Genomic DNA, 15,310 nt, shown 5'->3' with positions numbered 1-15,310 from the left:
CGCCACGCCGATCCGAAGCCAGAACACGGCCGGTGGTGCCGGGTCAAGGCACGCTTTCCCGCCTTGACGCGGTACCACCGGCCGTAGTCACAATCCGGCTTCGGGGTGGTGGGCACCGAGCAGCGCGACCTCGGGTGGGTAAACCGTGGTCCGAGGTGATCAGGCCGAAGAAACCTCAGCCGGCGTCGGACTCGACCGGCTCCGGTGCCCGCCGCAGCACGAACGCCAGGACCACCGCCAGCCCCAGCGTCGGGGCCACCGCCAGCGCCACCACCGCGCGGAACACCGTGTCACCCGGCAGGAACAGCAGCACCAGCGACGCCGTGCCGGTCACCACCGCCCACGTCGCCAGCACCAGCTTCGCCTGCGTGCGCGCCACCAGCACCGCCGTGAGCAGCTGCATCGGCACCAGCAGCACCGAGGACCACACCAGCCCCGCCACCGACCAGCCGTCGATGTCGTACTCCGGGCCGCTCACGAACCGGACCGCCCAGGGGCCCAGCCACAGCCCCACCAGGGCACCCAGTGCCGCCAAGACCAGGGAGGCCGCCGCGCCGAGGGCCAGTACCCGGCGCAAGCGGTGGCGGCCCTCCGGCGTCACCGACAATCGGACCACGAACGGGACCGCCAGGGACTGGACCGGCCCGATCAGCGTCAGCGGCAACCGGGCGATGACCAGGGCCGCGAACAGCGAACCCACCCGGTCGCCGTCGCCGCCCGGGGCCAGGAGGCCGACCAAGGCCGGGTAGCCCGTGATCACCGCCGCCGTCAGGGCCGCTCCGACCAGGAGCATGCCCATCCGGCGGGAGGTCACGCCCCAGCCGTCGCCCTCGACCTGGAAGTCCAGCAACCGGCGGGCCGGACGCGCGAAGAGCAGCCAGGCGAACGAGCCCGCCGCCACCGCGATCGCCAGCGAGACGACGTTGTACGCCACCGAGACGAACAGGACACCCAGGATCAGCGCCCGCACGGCCGGTTCGGCGACCACCAGCAGGGAAAACGCCTTCACCTTGTGCTGCCCGATGAGCAACCCGCGCGTACCGAACTGGCAGGCGAACGCGACTCCGCCGGCCAGCACGATCACCGCCAGGGACCACTCGCCGTGGAACAGCTTGTCGTTGATCGGCGGGATCAGCAGCGCGAGCGAGAACGCGGCCGCGACGACCACTCCGACCGCGACCGCCCGCAGCGCCGGACGCCCCGCCTTGCCCCCCGCCAGCGCGGCGACCGCCGACTGGCGCGAGAGCTCCTGCTCCAGCGGCGACAGCGTGCTGCCGAGGCCCATCACCAGGCCCCAGAACGTCACGAAGACCGCGTACTCCTGCGGCGGCAGCAGCCGCTGGCAGGCGACCGTCAGCAGGTAGCCGAGGCCGATGGACACGATCAGCGAACCGCCGAGGCTGCCCGCGGTCGTGCGCCCGCTGCGCGCGGTGGCCGGCGTGTCCACTTCGGTGCTCATCGGCGGCGGAGCCGGGCGCGCACGGCCATCGCCAGTCCACGCAGGACACCGGCGCCGAAGCCACCGGCGAACACCGGCAGCAGCTTCGTGACCGCGCGGGCCTCAGGGCCGGTAGCCCCGCACTTCTTGACGACCTCGCCCGCCGCGACCGCGCCGAGCACCCCCGCGGCCAGCGTCGTCTTCGGCTTCTTCGCCGCGAAGGCCAGGCCGATGACGCCGGCCGCGAGCGCGCCGAACAGGGCGTTGCGCGCCGGGCCCGGCGAGGCGATGTAGGAGTCCACGTAGGTCGTGCCGCGGAAGTAGGCCTGCTGCGTGAACTTCTTGAACGAATCACGCCCGTTGTAGGTCGCGGACAGCTCCGGGGCCAGCCAGATCCGCTCGCGCTCGGCGATCCAGCGCAGCATGCGGGTGTCGTCGCTGGCGAAGCGGAGGTCGTCGAACAGCGACGCGAACGCCGTCACCGAGCCCTCGAGCAGGCCGCGGCGGGCGCAGAAGAACGTCGTGCCCTTCGGGTAGACGTCGAACTCCTCGATGCCGTACGACATCAGCCGCGGGTTCGCGCAGTACTTGCGCCAAGGCACCTTGACCAGGCCGGCCATGAAGCCGGCGTACGGGTTGTGCTCGGACGCGACGTTGATGTGGCCGTTCCAGACCGCGCGCTCGGGGTGCTCCACGAGCTGGTCGCGCAGGAACGTCAGGGTGTGCTCGTCGACGATGACGCGGCTGTCGAGCAGCGCGACCCACTCGCCGGACGACTTGGCGATGCCGGCCCGGCGCGCCTCGAACCGGCCGGAGTTGGCCTGGCTCAGGACGGTGATGCCGTGGCGTTCGCGCAGGTCGTCGAGCCGGGACGGCGTGGCGTCGGTGCTGCCGTCGTCGACCACGACGACCTCGATCGGCCAGCTCGCGGCCGACGCGGAAGCGAGCAGCGCGCCGACACTGCGTTCGATCCAGTCCTGCTCGTTGTAGACCGGGATCACGACGCTGAGCGAGGGGAGGAGCGGGTTCGCACTCACCGTGCCGAGGCTACCCGGCGGCCCGCGCGCCGGGTCGGCCAGTATCCTTACGCCACCGCACCCGACCTGAAATGGGCTCCTCTGGTGATTTCCTTCATTCTCGGCACCACCGCGGAACTGATCAAGATCGCGCCCGTCTACCACGGGATCCGCGAGCGCGGGATGCGGCCGAAGATCTGGTTCACCGCCCAGCACGTCGACGAGGTCGCGGACGTCCTGGCGGACCTGAACATGCCGGCGCCGGACGTCTGGCTGGTGCCGGAGGACAAGGCGCACAACCTCGAGTCGCCGGCGCAGGTGCCCGGCTGGGCCGCGCAGGTGCTGCGGACGGCGTGGAGCCGCCGCCACGAGCTGCGCGCCGCGCTGACCGAGGACGGCCGTCCCCCGCTGGTGCTGGTGCACGGCGACACGTTCACCACGCCGTACGGCTCGCTGATCGGCAAGCGGATCCTCAAGTCCCGCGTCGGGCACGTCGAGGCCGGCGCGCGGTCGGGCAGCATCCTCTCGCCGCTGCCGGAGGAGCTGAACCGCAAGATCGCGGCGAAGATCGTCGACATCCACTTCGCGCCGAGCATCCGCGAGGTCAACAACCTGCGCCACGCCCGCGGGGTGGTCGTCGACACCGAGGCGAACACCGCGATCGACGCGATGCGCCTCGCCATCAACGGCCCGCTGGACGTGCCGGACCTGCCGGAGAAGTTCGGCCTGGCCACGCTGCACCGCTTCGAGCTGGTTTCGCGCCCGGACAAGTACCGCGAGGCCCTCGAAATCCTGCGTGAGCAGAGCCGCAAGATGCCGATCCTGTACATGGCAGGCGCGCCGGAGCGCGAGAAGATCCGCGCGCTGGGCATCGGGAACATCTTCGACGACCAGTTCATCGTCCAGCCGAAGATGCGGTACCTGAAGTTCCTGCCGCTGGTGGCGCGCGCCGAGTACGTGGTCACCGATTCGGGTGGTCTTTCGGCGGAGTGCTACTACCTCGGCCTGCCGTGCGCGGTGCACCGCGAGCGCACCGAGACGCCGCAGCACCTCGGCGAGACGGTCGTGCTGACCGAGATGCGCGGCGACAAGCTGCAGAACTTCCTCGACACGTACCAGAACCGGCGCGGCGAGTCCTGGATGGACAAGTACCACCCGTCCGAGATCGTCGTCGACACGCTGGCGCAGCTCGGCTACTGCTGAGTCCTTCGTCCGGGTGACCGCCGGTTTTTCCGGCGCGCACCCGGGCACAGTGTCGCCATGATCCACATCGGACTGGCGGCCGCGCTGGTGGTGGTCCCGCCCATCGACCAGGGCGCTGTTCGCGACGCCGCGCTGGCGGCGGGTTTCCAGGAGGCGTACGTCGCCGCGGCCGGCCCGATCGCGCGGGCGATCCACGCGGCGTACGACATCCCGGCGTCGGTGACGGTGGCGCAGTCGATCCTGGAGTCGAGCTGGGGCCGCAGCAAGCTGTCCACGGCCGAGCTGAACCACTTCGGCTTCAAGTGCGTGACGCCGACGAGCCCGGGACCCATCGCCCTGCGGTGCGCCCGGTACCCGACGACGGAGTGCATTCCGGCGCCGTGCCACCCGGTGGACGCGTATTTCCGCTCCTACGCGTCGATCGACGACTCATTCCGCGACTACGGCCGGCTGCTGACGACGTCGGCGAACTACGCGGCGGCGCTGCCGGTGCGCACGGACCCGGACGCGTTCATCCGGGCGGTGGCGCGGAAGTACGCCACCGACCCGGAATACGCGAACAAGGTGATCAGGCTGATGGACCTGTACGACCTTCGCCGCTTCGACGTCCCTTAGAGCACCCGGCGGCCCGACAGCGCGCGGCCCAGCGTCAGCTCGTCGGCGAACTCCAGGTCACCGCCCATCGGGAGGCCCGACGCCAGCCGCGTCACGCTCAGGCCCGGGAAGTCGCGCAGCATGCGCACCAGGTACGTCGCCGTCGCCTCCCCCTCGGTGTTGGGGTCGGTGGCGATGATGATCTCCTTGATGTCCGCCTCGCCGATGCGCTTGAGCAGCTCGCGCATCCGCAGCTGCTCCGGGCCGATGCCCGACAGCGGGTCGAGCGCGCCGCCCAGGACGTGGTAGCGGCCCTTGAACTCGCGCGTGCGCTCGACCGCCAGGACGTCCTTCGGCTCCTCGACCACGCAGATGACCGTGAGGTCGCGGCGCTCGTCGCGGCAGATGCGGCAGGTCGGGTGCTCGGAGACGTTGCCGCAGATCTCGCAGAACTGCACGCCCTCCTTGACCTTGCCGAGCACGTCCTGCAGCCGCGCGATGTCGGCCGGGTCGGTGGCCAGCAGGTGGAACGCGATCCGCTGGGCACTCTTCGGCCCGACCCCGGGCAGGCGCCCGAGCTCGTCGATCAGGTCCTGGACGACACCTTCGTACAAGTTCGTCAGCCGCCGAAGCCGAGGCTGCCGAGGTCCGGCATGCCGCCACCGCCGCCGAGCCCGCCGGCCAGCGGGCCGAGCTTCTGCTCGGTGAGCTTCTGCGCGCTCGCCGACGCGTCGCGGACCGCCGCGACGATCAGGTCGGACAGCGTCTCGACGTCGTCCGGGTCGACCACCTTCGGGTCGATCTGCAAGCTCTTCAGCTGGCTGTCACCGGAGACGGTCGCGGTGACCAGTCCGCCGCCGGCGGTGCCGGTGACCTCGGTGTTGGCCAGCTCTTCCTGGGCTTCGACGAGCTTCTGCTGCATCTGCTGCGCCTGCTGCATCAGCTGGGAAAGGTCGAAGCCGCCGCCGGGTTGGGCCATGATCGCACTCGGTCCTCTCTGCACGCCTGTGTCCCCACCAGGGTAGTCGCGCCACGCGAGGTGCCGGGCTGTGGCACCGTGGTCGCCGTGCGACGCGCGACTGCTCCCCTCCTGCTGGCCGGTGCCCTCCTGCTCACCGGCTGCTCCGACGACGCTCCGGCGGCCGGTTCGCCCGCGCCTGCTCCGGTGGTGACCACTGCTTCGCCTCCTTCGTCGTCTTCGTCGGTTGCGCCGCCGTCATCGGCTTCGTCTTCGCCTTCGCCTTCGCCGTCGCCGGTGGCGGCCGGGAAGGTCGTCGTGCTGGATCCGGGGCACAACGGCGGGAACGCCGCCCACCCGGCGGAGATCAACCGCCAGGTGCCGGCGGGGCGTGGGCAGACCAAGCCGTGCAACACGACCGGCACCGCGACCAACGCGGGTTACCCGGAGCACGCGTTCACCTTCGACGTCGCCCAGCGGGTCGGGAAAGCGTTGGCGGACAAGGGAATCCGGGTCGTCTACACGCGACAGGACGACACCGGGGTCGGCCCCTGCGTCGACCGCCGCGCGGCGATCGGCAACGACGCGGACGCGGACGCGGTCGTCTCCATCCACGCCGACGGTTCCGAAGCGGCCGGCGCGAACGGCTTCCACGTGGCGTATTCGTCACCCGCGTTGAACGCGGCACAGGGAGCGCCGTCGACGCGCCTGGCCCAGACGCTGCGCGACACGCTCCGGACGAGCGGCTTCACCGCGGCGAACTACATCGGCTCGAACGGCCTCTCGGCCCGGGCGGACCTGGCCGGCCTCAACCTCTCGACCCGCCCGGCGGCGCTGGTGGAGTGCGGCAACATGCGCAACGCCACGGAAGCGGCCCGCATGACGAGCGCGGACGGTCGCCAGCGATACGCCACAGCCATCGCGACAGCGATCGAGACCTACCTGGCCTCGTGACCCCCGCCGTGTCGTCCCTTCAATCACGCGTGTCGACCTTCTGATCACGCGTGTCGACCTTTCCCGCACGGCGCCTGCGTGCGCGGAGGGTCGACACGCGTGATCCGGGCGTCGACACGCGTGACTGAAGGGTCGACACGCGTGACTGGGGGGACGACACGATCCCGGGTCAGTCGAGGGGGCGGGCGCCGAGGTGCTCGGAGAGGAGTTTGCGGGCCACCTCGTCCGGGTCCTTGTCCGGTGGGGGCGGGGGTGGTGGGGGCGCTGGGCTGGCGTCCTCGTTGTAGAGGTCCTCGTCGTCCTCGTCGGAGGGTTCCGGGGGGAGCGGGATGTCCGGCTCGGTCGTCGTGACCTTGGGGCGCGCCGGGGGCGGCGGGGCCGCGGGGCGGGCCGCCGGTTCGGCGGCGGGGGCCGCGGCCGCCGACTGGCGCGTGAACGACCGCTCCGGCGCCGGGGCCGCCTGCTGCGGACGCGCGACGGGCGCGGCCGGGGCGTTGCCGTGGATGCAGCGGACCTGCCAGTCGCCGCCCAGGACGTCGGTCAGGGCGCCGGCGATCTTGCGGGCGTTGTCCTGGTCGGAAAGGCGGCGGGCCAGGGGCTCGGACTTGTGGGTCAGGGTCACGGAGTTGCCCTCGACGCTCGCGACCGTCGCCTGCGTCAGCATGGCTTCGAGACTGCGGCCGCCGGTGAACTTGCGCAGGGCGGTCATCAGCTGCGGCCAGACGTTCCGGATCCCGGCGGCGTCCATCCCGCCCGACGCCGACGCCGCCGCGGGCGCGGCTTCCGGCTCCGGGGCACTCACCGGGGCGGGGGTGCCGCCACCGGGCGTGCGCACCGCACCCCAGCCACCATCGCCCGACGGAGCCGGGGCTTGGGTCGCCGCAGCGGCGGGAGCGACCGCCGGCGGGGCCACCGGCGCAGGGACGGCCGCCGGAGCAGGCGCGGCCGGCGCTTCCACCGGGCGTTTGACCGGCTCCGGCACCGGCGCCGGTCCCGCCGACGCCGCGCGCTGCGAAGGCCTCGAAAACTCACGCTCGGGCGCCGCGCGCACCGGCGGCTCCACGCCACCCTCCGCCGGCGCGCCTCCGCCGCCCGCCAGCGTCGCCCGGCGCTCCAACCGCTCGATCCGCGCCAGCAGCGCCTTCTCCGCCTCGGTCACCGACGGCAGCAACATCCGCGCGCACAACAGCTCGAGCACGAGCCGGGGCGACGTCGCACCCCGCATCTCCAGCAGTCCATTGTGGACGATGTCGGCGTAGCGCGACAGCGTGGCCAGGCCGATCCGCTCGGCCTGCGCGACCATCCGCGTCAGCTCCTCCTCCGGCGCGGACACCAGCCCGCCCGCGGACTCCGGCACCGCGCGCAGCAGCACCAGGTCGCGCAGCCGGTCGAGCAGGTCGGTAGCGAACCGGCGCGGGTCGTGGCCCGCCTCGGTCAGCTTCTCGACCGTGCCGAACACCGTGGCCGCGTCCTCGGTCGACAGCGCGTCGACCATGTCGTCGATCAGCGCGACGTCCGTGACGCCCAGCAGCGCGACCGCCCGCGAGTACGAAACGCCCTCCGGCCCGGCGCCCGCCAGCAGCTGGTCGAGCACCGATTGCGTGTCACGCGCCGAGCCGCCGCCCGCGCGGATGACCAGCGGGTACACCGCCGGCTCGACCTCGACGCCCTCGGCCGCGATGTTGCGCTCCAGCAGGTTGCGCATCGAGCTCGGCGGGATCAGCCGGAACGGGTAGTGGTGCGTGCGCGAGCGGATGGTGGTCAGCACCTTGTCCGGCTCGGTGGTCGCGAAGATGAAGATGACGTGTTCCGGCGGCTCTTCCACGATCTTCAGCAAGGCGTTGAAGCCCTGCGTCGTGACCATGTGCGCCTCGTCGATGATGAACACCCGGTAGCGCGACTCGGCCGGCGCGTAGAACGCCTTGTCCCGCAGCTCGCGGGCGTCGTCGACACCACCGTGGCTCGCCGCGTCGAGCTCCGTGACGTCGACGCTGCCCGGCCCCTCGGGCGCCAGCGCGCGACACGAGTTGCACTCGCCGCACGGGTCCGGCGTCGGGCCCTTGGCGCAGTTCAGCGAGCGCGCCATGATGCGCGCGCTCGACGTCTTGCCGCAGCCGCGCGGGCCGGAGAAGAGGTAGGCGTGGTTGATCCGCCCGGCGGACAGCGCCGTGCGGAGGGGTTCGGTCACATGCTCCTGACCGACGACCTCGGCGAAGGTCGCCGGACGGTACTTGCGGTACAGCGCGAGAGCCACCTCGCGAGGGTACCGGGCACCACCGACAACCTTCGCCGTGCGGTCAGGAGACCAGGGCCGTCGCTTCGGCGACCATGGCGTTCACCTTGGTGACGTGCGCCGCCGTGAACGCGTCACGCGCCCGCGCCTTCGGCAGTTCGACGTCGAGGTAGTGCTGCAGGCCCGAGTCCGGCCCGTCGAGAACGCCCTGGGCGACCGCGACGACCTCGGGGCCTTCCCCCAGCGTCCGGGTGGCGTAGATGTCCAGGTCGATCAGGTGCGCGACGTACCGGCCGTGGGCCAGGAACTCGCGGACATCCGCGACGGTGCCGTCGAGCGCCTTCTGCGCCGCCGACTTCGTCGACGGGCCGCCGGCCGCCAGGAGCTGGTTGACCTCGATGCGGTCGTCGGTGTCCCGGCCCGGGTAGTCACCGGTGCGCAGCAGCGCGGCGACACCGGCGTACGGGCCGGCGAGCGCGTCACGAGCCGCCTGGCGCAAGCCCGGGCGGGCGTTCGGGTCCGCCGCGATCGCCGAGACGGCGGCGCGGTCGTCGGCCTCCTGCGCGACGGCGAGACCGCTGCGCACGAACGTGACGACGTCGTCGTCCGAGCCGCTCAGCGCGGCCCGGGCGGCGTTCTTGACGGCGGCACCGCCGTTGCGCAGCAGGTAGACCGACGCCTTGCGGCCGTTCGGCACGGTCAGCGCCGGGTCCGCGTCGGCTAGCAGCTTGTCGTTGTCGGTCTTGGCCTTCGCCGCGCGCGCCGCGGCTTCGCTGGCCTGCTGCTGCGCGGCCGCGTCGGCCTGTGCGGCGGCCTGGCCGTTGCGCTGGTTCTCAGCCTGCTGGGCCTTGAGCCGGTCGGCGTTCGCCGTCCGCGCGTCCGCGGCGATCCGGCGGGCGGTGCCCGCGGCGATCTTCACTTCCAGGGTGCGGTGGGCGGCCTTGGCCGCCTTGGCCTCGTCGAGCCGCTGCCGGACCGAGGTGGCTTCGGCGTCGTAGTTCACGCTGACCTGCCACCACAGCGACAGGAAGTACCGGACGTCCTCCGGCGTGCCGTCGAGCGCCGCCTGCCCGGCGGCCTTGACCTCCGGGCCGCCTTCGGCCATGGCCTGGTCGACCGTGAGGCGGTCGTCGACGTCCTTCGCCCGCTGCAGGCCGGTCTCCAGGAAGGCCCGCACGTCGGCGGGTGTGCCGTCGAGCGCCTGCTGGGCCCGGACGTTGACGGTCGGGCCGCCGGTGCTCATGGCCTGGCCGACGGCGATCCGGTCGTCGGCGATCCGGGCCTGCGCCAGGCCGTGCGCCAGGTACTCCCGGACGTCGTCCTGGGTGCCGCTGAGCGCCTTCTGAGCGGTGCGCTTGGTGACCGGGCCGCCGTTGGTGAGCGCCTGGGTGACGAGGACCCGCTCGTCGTCGTTCTGCGCCTGCTGGCGGCCGGTGGCCAGGAAGGCCTGCAGGTCGGCGGGCGAGCCGAGCAACGCCGCTTCGGCGGCCCGCGCCACGCCGGTCCCGCCGGTTTCCAGGTACGCGACGGCCTGCGCCCGGTCGGGCAGCACGTCCGCGGCCGCCGGCGTCGCGAACACCCCGGCCGCCAGTGCGGCGGCGACGATTACTGCGTTTGCCCGCAAGTGAACCCCCTCGATCGATGATCGTCCGGTGGCTTATCGCGGGGGCGGTCGGAATGTTTCCGATAACCTCGGATCCCGTGAGCCGCACGCGGAAACCCGAGCCGGTGCCCGGGCGCTACCCGGTGCGGTTCGGCACGGCGGAGCTCGTCCGCGACGCCGACCGCGGCAACGCCTGGCTGGTGTCGGTGGACGGCGTCGCGCAGTCGTACGTCGACCTCGACGACCCCGCCCACCTGGAGTTCGACTACGTCCGCCGGTTCGCGGACGTGCTGGACCGCCTGCCGCCCGGCCCCCTGGACGCGCTCCACATCGGCGGGGCGGCGTGCACGCTGCCCCGGTACGTCGCGACGGCACGGCCGGGCTCCCGGCAGCTGGTGTTCGACGCCGACGGCGAGCTGGTGGAGCTGGTCCGCACCCAGCTGGGGCTGCGGGTGCCGGGCTTGCGCGTCCGGGTGACGGACGGCCGGGAGGGCTTGGCGACGCGCCGGGAGGACTCGGCGGACCTGGTGGTGGTCGACGCGTTCCAGAGGGCGACGCTGGCGGGCGGCCTGGCCACGCTGGAGGCGACGGCGGCAATCGCGGGCCTCTTGCGATCGCCGGGCATCTACCTGGCGAACATCACGGACGGCTCGGGCCTGCCGTTCGCCCGCCGCTTCCTGGCGACGCTGCTGGAGGTGTTCCCGGAGGTCCTGCTCCTGGCGGACCCGGCCGTCCTGCGCGGCCGCCGGTTCGGCAATCTGGTGCTCGCGGCCTCGGCGACCGAGCTCCCGACGGCGGAGATAGCACAGCGGACGGCGTCGGCGGCGTTCCCGGCGAGGTGCGTGCACGGCGCGGAGCTGCGAAAGCTGGCGGGGAGCGCGGCCCCGATCACGGACGCGGACGCCCCACCGCCCCCAAGCCCCCCGGACGACGTCCTGGGCCTGTTTTAAGCAAAAAGGGGACCCCGCGCACCCGCCAGAGCCTGCTTATCCTTGCTGCCTTCCGGCCCTGGGGAGGTTCACAGGGTGGACGCCGCGCGGGGTCCGTGGATCAGTGTAGTCGGATACCTCCGAGGAGGTCTCGGGAGACCCCTCCAGACACATCCGAGACCTGCTCAGGCCCCCGCGCCCGCCTGGGCTCGGGCCCGCTTGAACGTGTTGTGCAGCACCGCCAGCAGGGCGTCCCGGACCGACAGCTTCTGCCGGGCGTCGAACGTGATCAGCGGGACGTCGTCGCTCACCGCGAGCGCCCAGCGCACGTCCTCGAGGTTGTGGCCGAGGGAGCCGTCGAACATGTTGACCGCCACCACGAACGGGAGGCCCGCGTTCTCGAAGTAGTCGACCGCCGGGTAGCAGTCGTCCATGCGGCGGGTGTCGACGATCACCAGGGCGCCGAGCGCGCCGTGGACCAGGTCCTGCCACATGAAGCCGAAGCGGTCCTGGCCCGGGGTGCCGAACAGGTACAGCTTGACCTCTTCGTCGATCGTGATGCAGCCGAAGTCCAGGGCCACCGTCGTCGTGGTCTTGGAGGGGACGTGACCGGTGTTGTCCACGGACATCGAGGTGATCGCCGCCTCGGTGGTCAGCGGCTTGATCTCCGAGATGGACGACACCGCCGTCGTCTTGCCGACGCCGAAGCCGCCCGCGATGACGATCTTGACCGGGGCCGGCGGCCGGGTGCCCGGCTCAGTGAATGGCTTCGAGTCCACGAATGACCCTTTCGATCATGCCGAGGTCGTGCGAGTTGTGGTTGCCCGGCCGCCGGACGACGACGTAACCCAGCTCGGCGAGGTCGGCCACCAGCACCCTGGCCACGCCGATGTGCAGGCCGAGCATGGCGGCCACCTCGGCGACCGACATCGTGTTCCGGCAGAGGGAAACGATTTCCTGGCGTTCGAACGTGAGCTTCGGGTGCGACGCCGCGCCCAGGCGGGACGTCATGACCTGCGCCTCGATCTCGAGGCTCTGGTCGACCGGCTGGGCCCGTCCCGAGGTCATCAGGTACGGCCGCAGCAGCGAGATGTCCGGCTCTTCGGACATCACGACCCCACGGTGTTCTTGAGCTCCTCGATCAAGCCGGGTGTCAGCACCTCGGTGGCGCGGTTGGCGAACATCGCCATCTCGTAGGCGATCGTGCCGAGGCTGGCCTGCTTGTTGGCCAGCACGCCCAGCGAGCAGCCGATGCTGATCGTGCAGACGAGCAGGTACCCGTGCTCGAGTTCGATGATCACCTTGTCCGGCGAGCCGAGCGGGTGGCTTTCGGAGACGCCGTGGGCGAGGCCGAGCATGGCGGAGGAGATCGCGGCGAGGCGGTCGGCGTTGGAGCGCTCGAGCTCCGTCGACATCGCGATCAGCAGGCCGTCGGCCGAGACCGCGATGGCGGCTATCGCGCCCGCGGTGTGCTGCGCGAAGCGGCTCACCAGCCAGTTGAAGTTCTGGGCTTCGACACTGACGCCAGGTGCGGGGATGCTCATTTCCTGCTCTCTTCTCCTCGTTCCATCACACGACCGGCGACCACGCCTTGGGGCGGGCTGTCTGCCGTAACGTCCTCCGCCTTGGCGAGGCCGGCGGCGAACGCGTCGAACGCCGCTCGTTCGGCCGCCGGGTCCCGCTTGCTGCGGTTGACGACGGCGCGGGCGAGCGGCCGCCCCGCGGGCTGCTGACGCAGGCCGGGGGCGAGCTGGGCACCGGGGACCCGGCGGATCAGGCCGTCGCGCGACCGCTCGGCGGCCGTGAACGGGGCGGTGGCCACCAGTGGTGCGTCCACGGGGGCGCGGACCGGGAGGGGTGACACGGGCGCGGTCACGACGGTGGGCGGCGCGGCCGGCGGGTCGGTCGTCAGCGCGCTGACCTCGGCCGCCTTCGTGAAGGCGGCGGTGGGCGGCGGAGCGGCTTCGGCGGCCTTCGCGAAGGCGCTCGCGAAGCCGTCCATCGCGGCCTTGGTCGCTTCCGGGTCGTGCCGCGGCTTCGTGTCGGCCGCCGGGGCGGACGTGCCCGGGCTGGGCAGCTGAGCGCCGCGGACCCGGCGGCGCAGACCGCCCCGCGACTCCGAAGAAGACACCGACGACGCAGAAGACACCGACGCCGCGACCGCCACCTCGGGTTCGGGTTCCTCGGCCGGGGTGGCGTCGGGTTCGGCGTCCGGCCACACCGGTTCCAGTTCGCGGAACCAGCGGAAGCCGTTGCCGTGGCCGAGCAGCGCCGGGATCGCCGGCGCCGGCAGCTCGGCGGGCCGGTCGCGATCGGGCGCCGGCGGCCGGAAGTCGTCCGAAGAGGACAGTGGGAGGGGCGTGACCGGCGCGGCGTGCCGCGGCGGCGCGGAAATCGGCGGCGCGGCCTGCGCCGGGATCGCGGGCGTCTGCTCGGTCTTCGGGCGCAGCGAGGTGCGGTGGGTGAACAGCGACGCCGGGATGGTCAGCCGCGCGGTCACACCGCCGGTGGTCGGCGTCGCGAGCAGCTCGACGCCCAGTTCGTGGCGCCGCGCCAGGCGGCCGACCACGAACAGGCCGAGCACACTGGTCGGCGCGAGCTCCAGGCGTTCGCGCTCGACGAGCCGCTGGTTCTCCTCGGCCAGTTTCTCCGCGGTCATGCCGATGCCGTGGTCGACGATGCTCACCAGGCAGGCGCCGTCGGCCAGCTGCATGGTGTCCACCTCGACCATCGACCCCGGCGGCGAGAACGACGTCGCGTTCTCCAGCAGCTCGGCGAAGACGAGCACCAGGTCGGCACCGAGGGCCGACGACAGCAGGATGTCGGCGACGACCCCGAGCTTGACGCGCTGGTAGTCCTCGATCTCGGCGAGCGCCGAGCGCAGCGCCGTGGACAGCTCGATCGGGCCGGCGATCCGGGTTTCGTCGCGGGTGCCGGACACCACGAGCAGGTTGTCGGCGTTGCGGCGCAGGCGGGTGGAGAGGTGGTCGAGCCGGTAGAGGCTGGCCAGCAGCCGGGTGTCCTGCTCGTTGCGCTCGACCTCGTCGATCAGGGCCAGCTGGCGGCCGACGAGGTTCTGCGTGCGCTTCGCGACGTTGGCGAACATCAGGCTGGTGTTGCGGCGGGTGAGCGCCTGGCGTTCGACGAGCTCGGCCGCGGTGGTCTGGACCCGGTTGAACGCGGCGGCCAGCTTGCCCAGCTCGTCTTCGGAGACGACGTCGATGGTGGCCAGGCGCGGGACCTGCTCCTCGGCCTCTTCGGTGTCGGTCACGCGGACGAGCTCGGTGCCGGCCAGGTCGGCGACCGACGTCGCCGCGGTGGTCAGCTGGCGCAGCGGGCCGGCGATCGAGCGGGACACCGCGACGGCGAGGAAGGCGACCAGCAGGAACAGCGCGCCGGCGCCGAGGCCGACCGTCCAGGCCAGCCGCGTCGCGGCGTCCGCGCGTCCGGTCGCGGAGTCGGCGATCTCGTTGATCGCCCGCTCCTGCACGAGCCTCCGCTGTCCCGCGTGGGCGTCCGACGCGGAGAAGACGTCCGCGACGTACTGCGTGGTGGCGGCCGCGTCGCGCGGCTGCTCGACCAGGGCGGCGAGTTCGTCGACGCGGCGCCCGGCGTCGCTCTGCTCGACCCGGACGACGAGGGCGGAGCGCTGGGAGTCGTCACCGTCGTCGCCCTGCTTGACGAACCGGTCGACGAAGATCGGCGCCTGCTGGGTCGCGTCGTCCAGGATGGGCTTTCCGGCGTCCGGCGACACGGCGGTCACGATGAGGGCCATCGCGCGCAGCGAGTTCTCCTCGTTCGCGCGCAGCAGGGCGTCCAGCGCGGTCAGCTCACGGGCACCCTCGGCGTCACTGGTGAGCTGCGGGACCAGGCGCAGGGCGTCGATCACCGCGTCGACCACGGCGTTGTAGGTACGGGCGACGCTGTCGAGCGCGACCCCGCGGCGGGCGGCGTTCTGCCGCAGCTCGGCGAGCGAGCCGATCCGGGTCAGCGCCGCGGAAAGCTCGTCGGGGGCGTCGTCGCCCAGCGACCGGCGGACGTCGGCGACCGTCTGGTCGACCACCTTCTGCTGCTGGACCATCTGGTCGGGGCTCGCCGACGGCGTCGCCACGAACGCGGCCGTCACCAGCCGCTCGCGCTGCAGCTGCCACATCAGCCCGCCGAGCTGCTGCGCGTGCCGCGCCACGTCGGCCGACTGCGCCGCCGCACCGGCGCTGTTCGCCTGCGTCAGCACGAACGGCACCGACACCAGCACCACCGCGACCAGCGGGGGCAGGAGCAGCAGGTTCAGCTTGCCGCGGATACCGAGCCGGGCGAGAAAGCCTCCGCCGGCCCGTTTCGCGGTCGGCCTGCCGTGTCTCATCCCGCGACCTTCCCGTCTT

Annotated in this window: 14 protein-coding genes and 1 other RNA gene; 4 read left to right on the top strand and 11 right to left on the bottom strand. The window is 72.3% G+C overall.

Translation table 11 applies throughout. The features are described from left to right. Positions 1–175: 175 nt before the first annotated feature. Together ACWDN5_RS35340 and ACWDN5_RS35335 are read right to left on the bottom strand one after the other, a co-directional pair. Entirely contained in the window at positions 176–1,459 is a 1,284-nt protein-coding gene (locus ACWDN5_RS35340) for a lipopolysaccharide biosynthesis protein (RefSeq protein ID WP_449679327.1), read from the bottom strand. Then, complete coding sequence (locus tag ACWDN5_RS35335) at positions 1,456–2,475, bottom strand: glycosyltransferase family 2 protein (protein WP_449679326.1); 1,020 nt, start codon at positions 2,473–2,475, stop codon at positions 1,456–1,458. The genes ACWDN5_RS35340 and ACWDN5_RS35335 overlap by 4 nt, the downstream gene beginning before the upstream one ends. Before the next feature lie 84 nt (positions 2,476–2,559). Between ACWDN5_RS35335 and ACWDN5_RS35330 the strand changes: the two genes are divergently transcribed. Together ACWDN5_RS35330 and ACWDN5_RS35325 are read left to right on the top strand one after the other, a co-directional pair. Next, positions 2,560–3,657, top strand: coding sequence for a UDP-N-acetylglucosamine 2-epimerase (locus tag ACWDN5_RS35330; protein WP_310969285.1), 1,098 nt, complete (start codon positions 2,560–2,562; stop codon positions 3,655–3,657). A 57-nt stretch (positions 3,658–3,714) separates the two neighbouring features. After that, entirely contained in the window at positions 3,715–4,272 is a 558-nt protein-coding gene (locus ACWDN5_RS35325; RefSeq protein WP_449679325.1) for a glucosaminidase domain-containing protein, read from the top strand. On the opposite strand, the gene recR is transcribed toward ACWDN5_RS35325, so the two are convergent. Together recR and ACWDN5_RS35315 are read right to left on the bottom strand one after the other, a co-directional pair. Further along, the gene (gene recR, locus ACWDN5_RS35320; RefSeq protein ID WP_310969294.1) at positions 4,269–4,865 is read right to left on the bottom strand and encodes a recombination mediator RecR; all 597 of its coding nucleotides are present in this window, start codon (positions 4,863–4,865) and stop codon (positions 4,269–4,271) included. The two genes, ACWDN5_RS35325 and recR, sit on opposite strands and share 4 nt — an antisense overlap. Before the next feature lie 5 nt (positions 4,866–4,870). Next, positions 4,871–5,230: a YbaB/EbfC family nucleoid-associated protein gene (locus tag ACWDN5_RS35315; RefSeq protein ID WP_013230627.1), complete on the bottom strand. Its 360-nt coding sequence runs from the start codon at positions 5,228–5,230 to the stop codon at positions 4,871–4,873. 78 nt (positions 5,231–5,308) lie between these two features. Here ACWDN5_RS35315 and ACWDN5_RS35310 point away from each other — a divergent pair, with 78 nt between their 5' ends. After that, the gene (locus ACWDN5_RS35310) at positions 5,309–6,163 is read left to right on the top strand and encodes an N-acetylmuramoyl-L-alanine amidase (protein WP_310969301.1); all 855 of its coding nucleotides are present in this window, start codon (positions 5,309–5,311) and stop codon (positions 6,161–6,163) included. A 169-nt stretch (positions 6,164–6,332) separates the two neighbouring features. Here the strand turns inward: ACWDN5_RS35310 and ACWDN5_RS35305 are convergent, their stop codons facing one another. Next, on the bottom strand, positions 6,333–8,417 hold the full coding sequence (locus ACWDN5_RS35305) for a DNA polymerase III subunit gamma and tau (protein ID WP_449679324.1): 2,085 nt from the start codon (positions 8,415–8,417) through the stop codon (positions 6,333–6,335). Positions 8,418–8,460: 43 nt separating this feature from the next. Further along, positions 8,461–10,020, bottom strand: a complete 1,560-nt coding sequence (locus ACWDN5_RS35300; protein WP_449679323.1) for an ALF repeat-containing protein — start codon at positions 10,018–10,020, stop codon at positions 8,461–8,463. 53 nt (positions 10,021–10,073) lie between these two features. Between ACWDN5_RS35300 and ACWDN5_RS35295 the strand changes: the two genes are divergently transcribed. Then, entirely contained in the window at positions 10,074–10,949 is an 876-nt protein-coding gene (locus ACWDN5_RS35295; RefSeq protein WP_449679322.1) for a spermidine synthase, read from the top strand. 3 nt (positions 10,950–10,952) lie between these two features. On the opposite strand, the gene ffs is transcribed toward ACWDN5_RS35295, so the two are convergent. The 5 genes from ffs to ACWDN5_RS35270 all read right to left on the bottom strand — a co-directional run bounded on the left by ffs (position 10,953) and on the right by ACWDN5_RS35270 (position 15,291). Then, positions 10,953–11,047, bottom strand: an RNA gene (ffs, locus tag ACWDN5_RS35290) — signal recognition particle sRNA small type. Between the two features lie 66 nt (positions 11,048–11,113). Then, positions 11,114–11,707: a GTP-binding protein gene (locus tag ACWDN5_RS35285; protein ID WP_310969307.1), complete on the bottom strand. Its 594-nt coding sequence runs from the start codon at positions 11,705–11,707 to the stop codon at positions 11,114–11,116. Next, a complete protein-coding gene (locus ACWDN5_RS35280; protein WP_043776019.1) occupies positions 11,685–12,038 on the bottom strand; it encodes a DUF742 domain-containing protein in 354 nt (117 codons plus the stop codon). The genes ACWDN5_RS35285 and ACWDN5_RS35280 overlap by 23 nt, the downstream gene beginning before the upstream one ends. Next, positions 12,038–12,472: a roadblock/LC7 domain-containing protein gene (locus ACWDN5_RS35275; RefSeq protein WP_003061341.1), complete on the bottom strand. Its 435-nt coding sequence runs from the start codon at positions 12,470–12,472 to the stop codon at positions 12,038–12,040. Before ACWDN5_RS35275 ends, ACWDN5_RS35280 begins: the two co-directional genes overlap by 1 nt. Next, positions 12,469–15,291: a nitrate- and nitrite sensing domain-containing protein gene (locus ACWDN5_RS35270; RefSeq protein WP_449679321.1), complete on the bottom strand. Its 2,823-nt coding sequence runs from the start codon at positions 15,289–15,291 to the stop codon at positions 12,469–12,471. Before ACWDN5_RS35270 ends, ACWDN5_RS35275 begins: the two co-directional genes overlap by 4 nt. Positions 15,292–15,310 lie beyond the last annotated feature (19 nt).

This window comes from Amycolatopsis sp. NPDC003731 (genome assembly GCF_053586895.1).
Note: the sequence above shows the minus strand (reverse complement) of the source record. Positions and strands in the feature narration are given on the sequence as shown.

Bases quoted from the DNA above. Each gene is read 5' to 3' on its own strand.
- ACWDN5_RS35340 (WP_449679327.1), bottom strand. From the start codon at position 1,459: ATGAGCACCGAAGTGGACACGCCGGCCACCGCGCGCAGCGGGCGCACG.
- ACWDN5_RS35325 (WP_449679325.1), top strand. From the start codon at position 3,715: ATGATCCACATCGGACTGGCGGCCGCGCTGGTGGTGGTCCCGCCCATC.
- ACWDN5_RS35315 (WP_013230627.1), bottom strand. From the start codon at position 5,230: ATGGCCCAACCCGGCGGCGGCTTCGACCTTTCCCAGCTGATGCAGCAG.
- ACWDN5_RS35295 (WP_449679322.1), top strand. From the start codon at position 10,074: ATGTTTCCGATAACCTCGGATCCCGTGAGCCGCACGCGGAAACCCGAG.
- ACWDN5_RS35280 (WP_043776019.1), bottom strand. From the start codon at position 12,038: ATGTCCGAAGAGCCGGACATCTCGCTGCTGCGGCCGTACCTGATGACC.
- ACWDN5_RS35275 (WP_003061341.1), bottom strand. From the start codon at position 12,472: ATGAGCATCCCCGCACCTGGCGTCAGTGTCGAAGCCCAGAACTTCAAC.
- ACWDN5_RS35270 (WP_449679321.1), bottom strand. From the start codon at position 15,291: ATGAGACACGGCAGGCCGACCGCGAAACGGGCCGGCGGAGGCTTTCTC.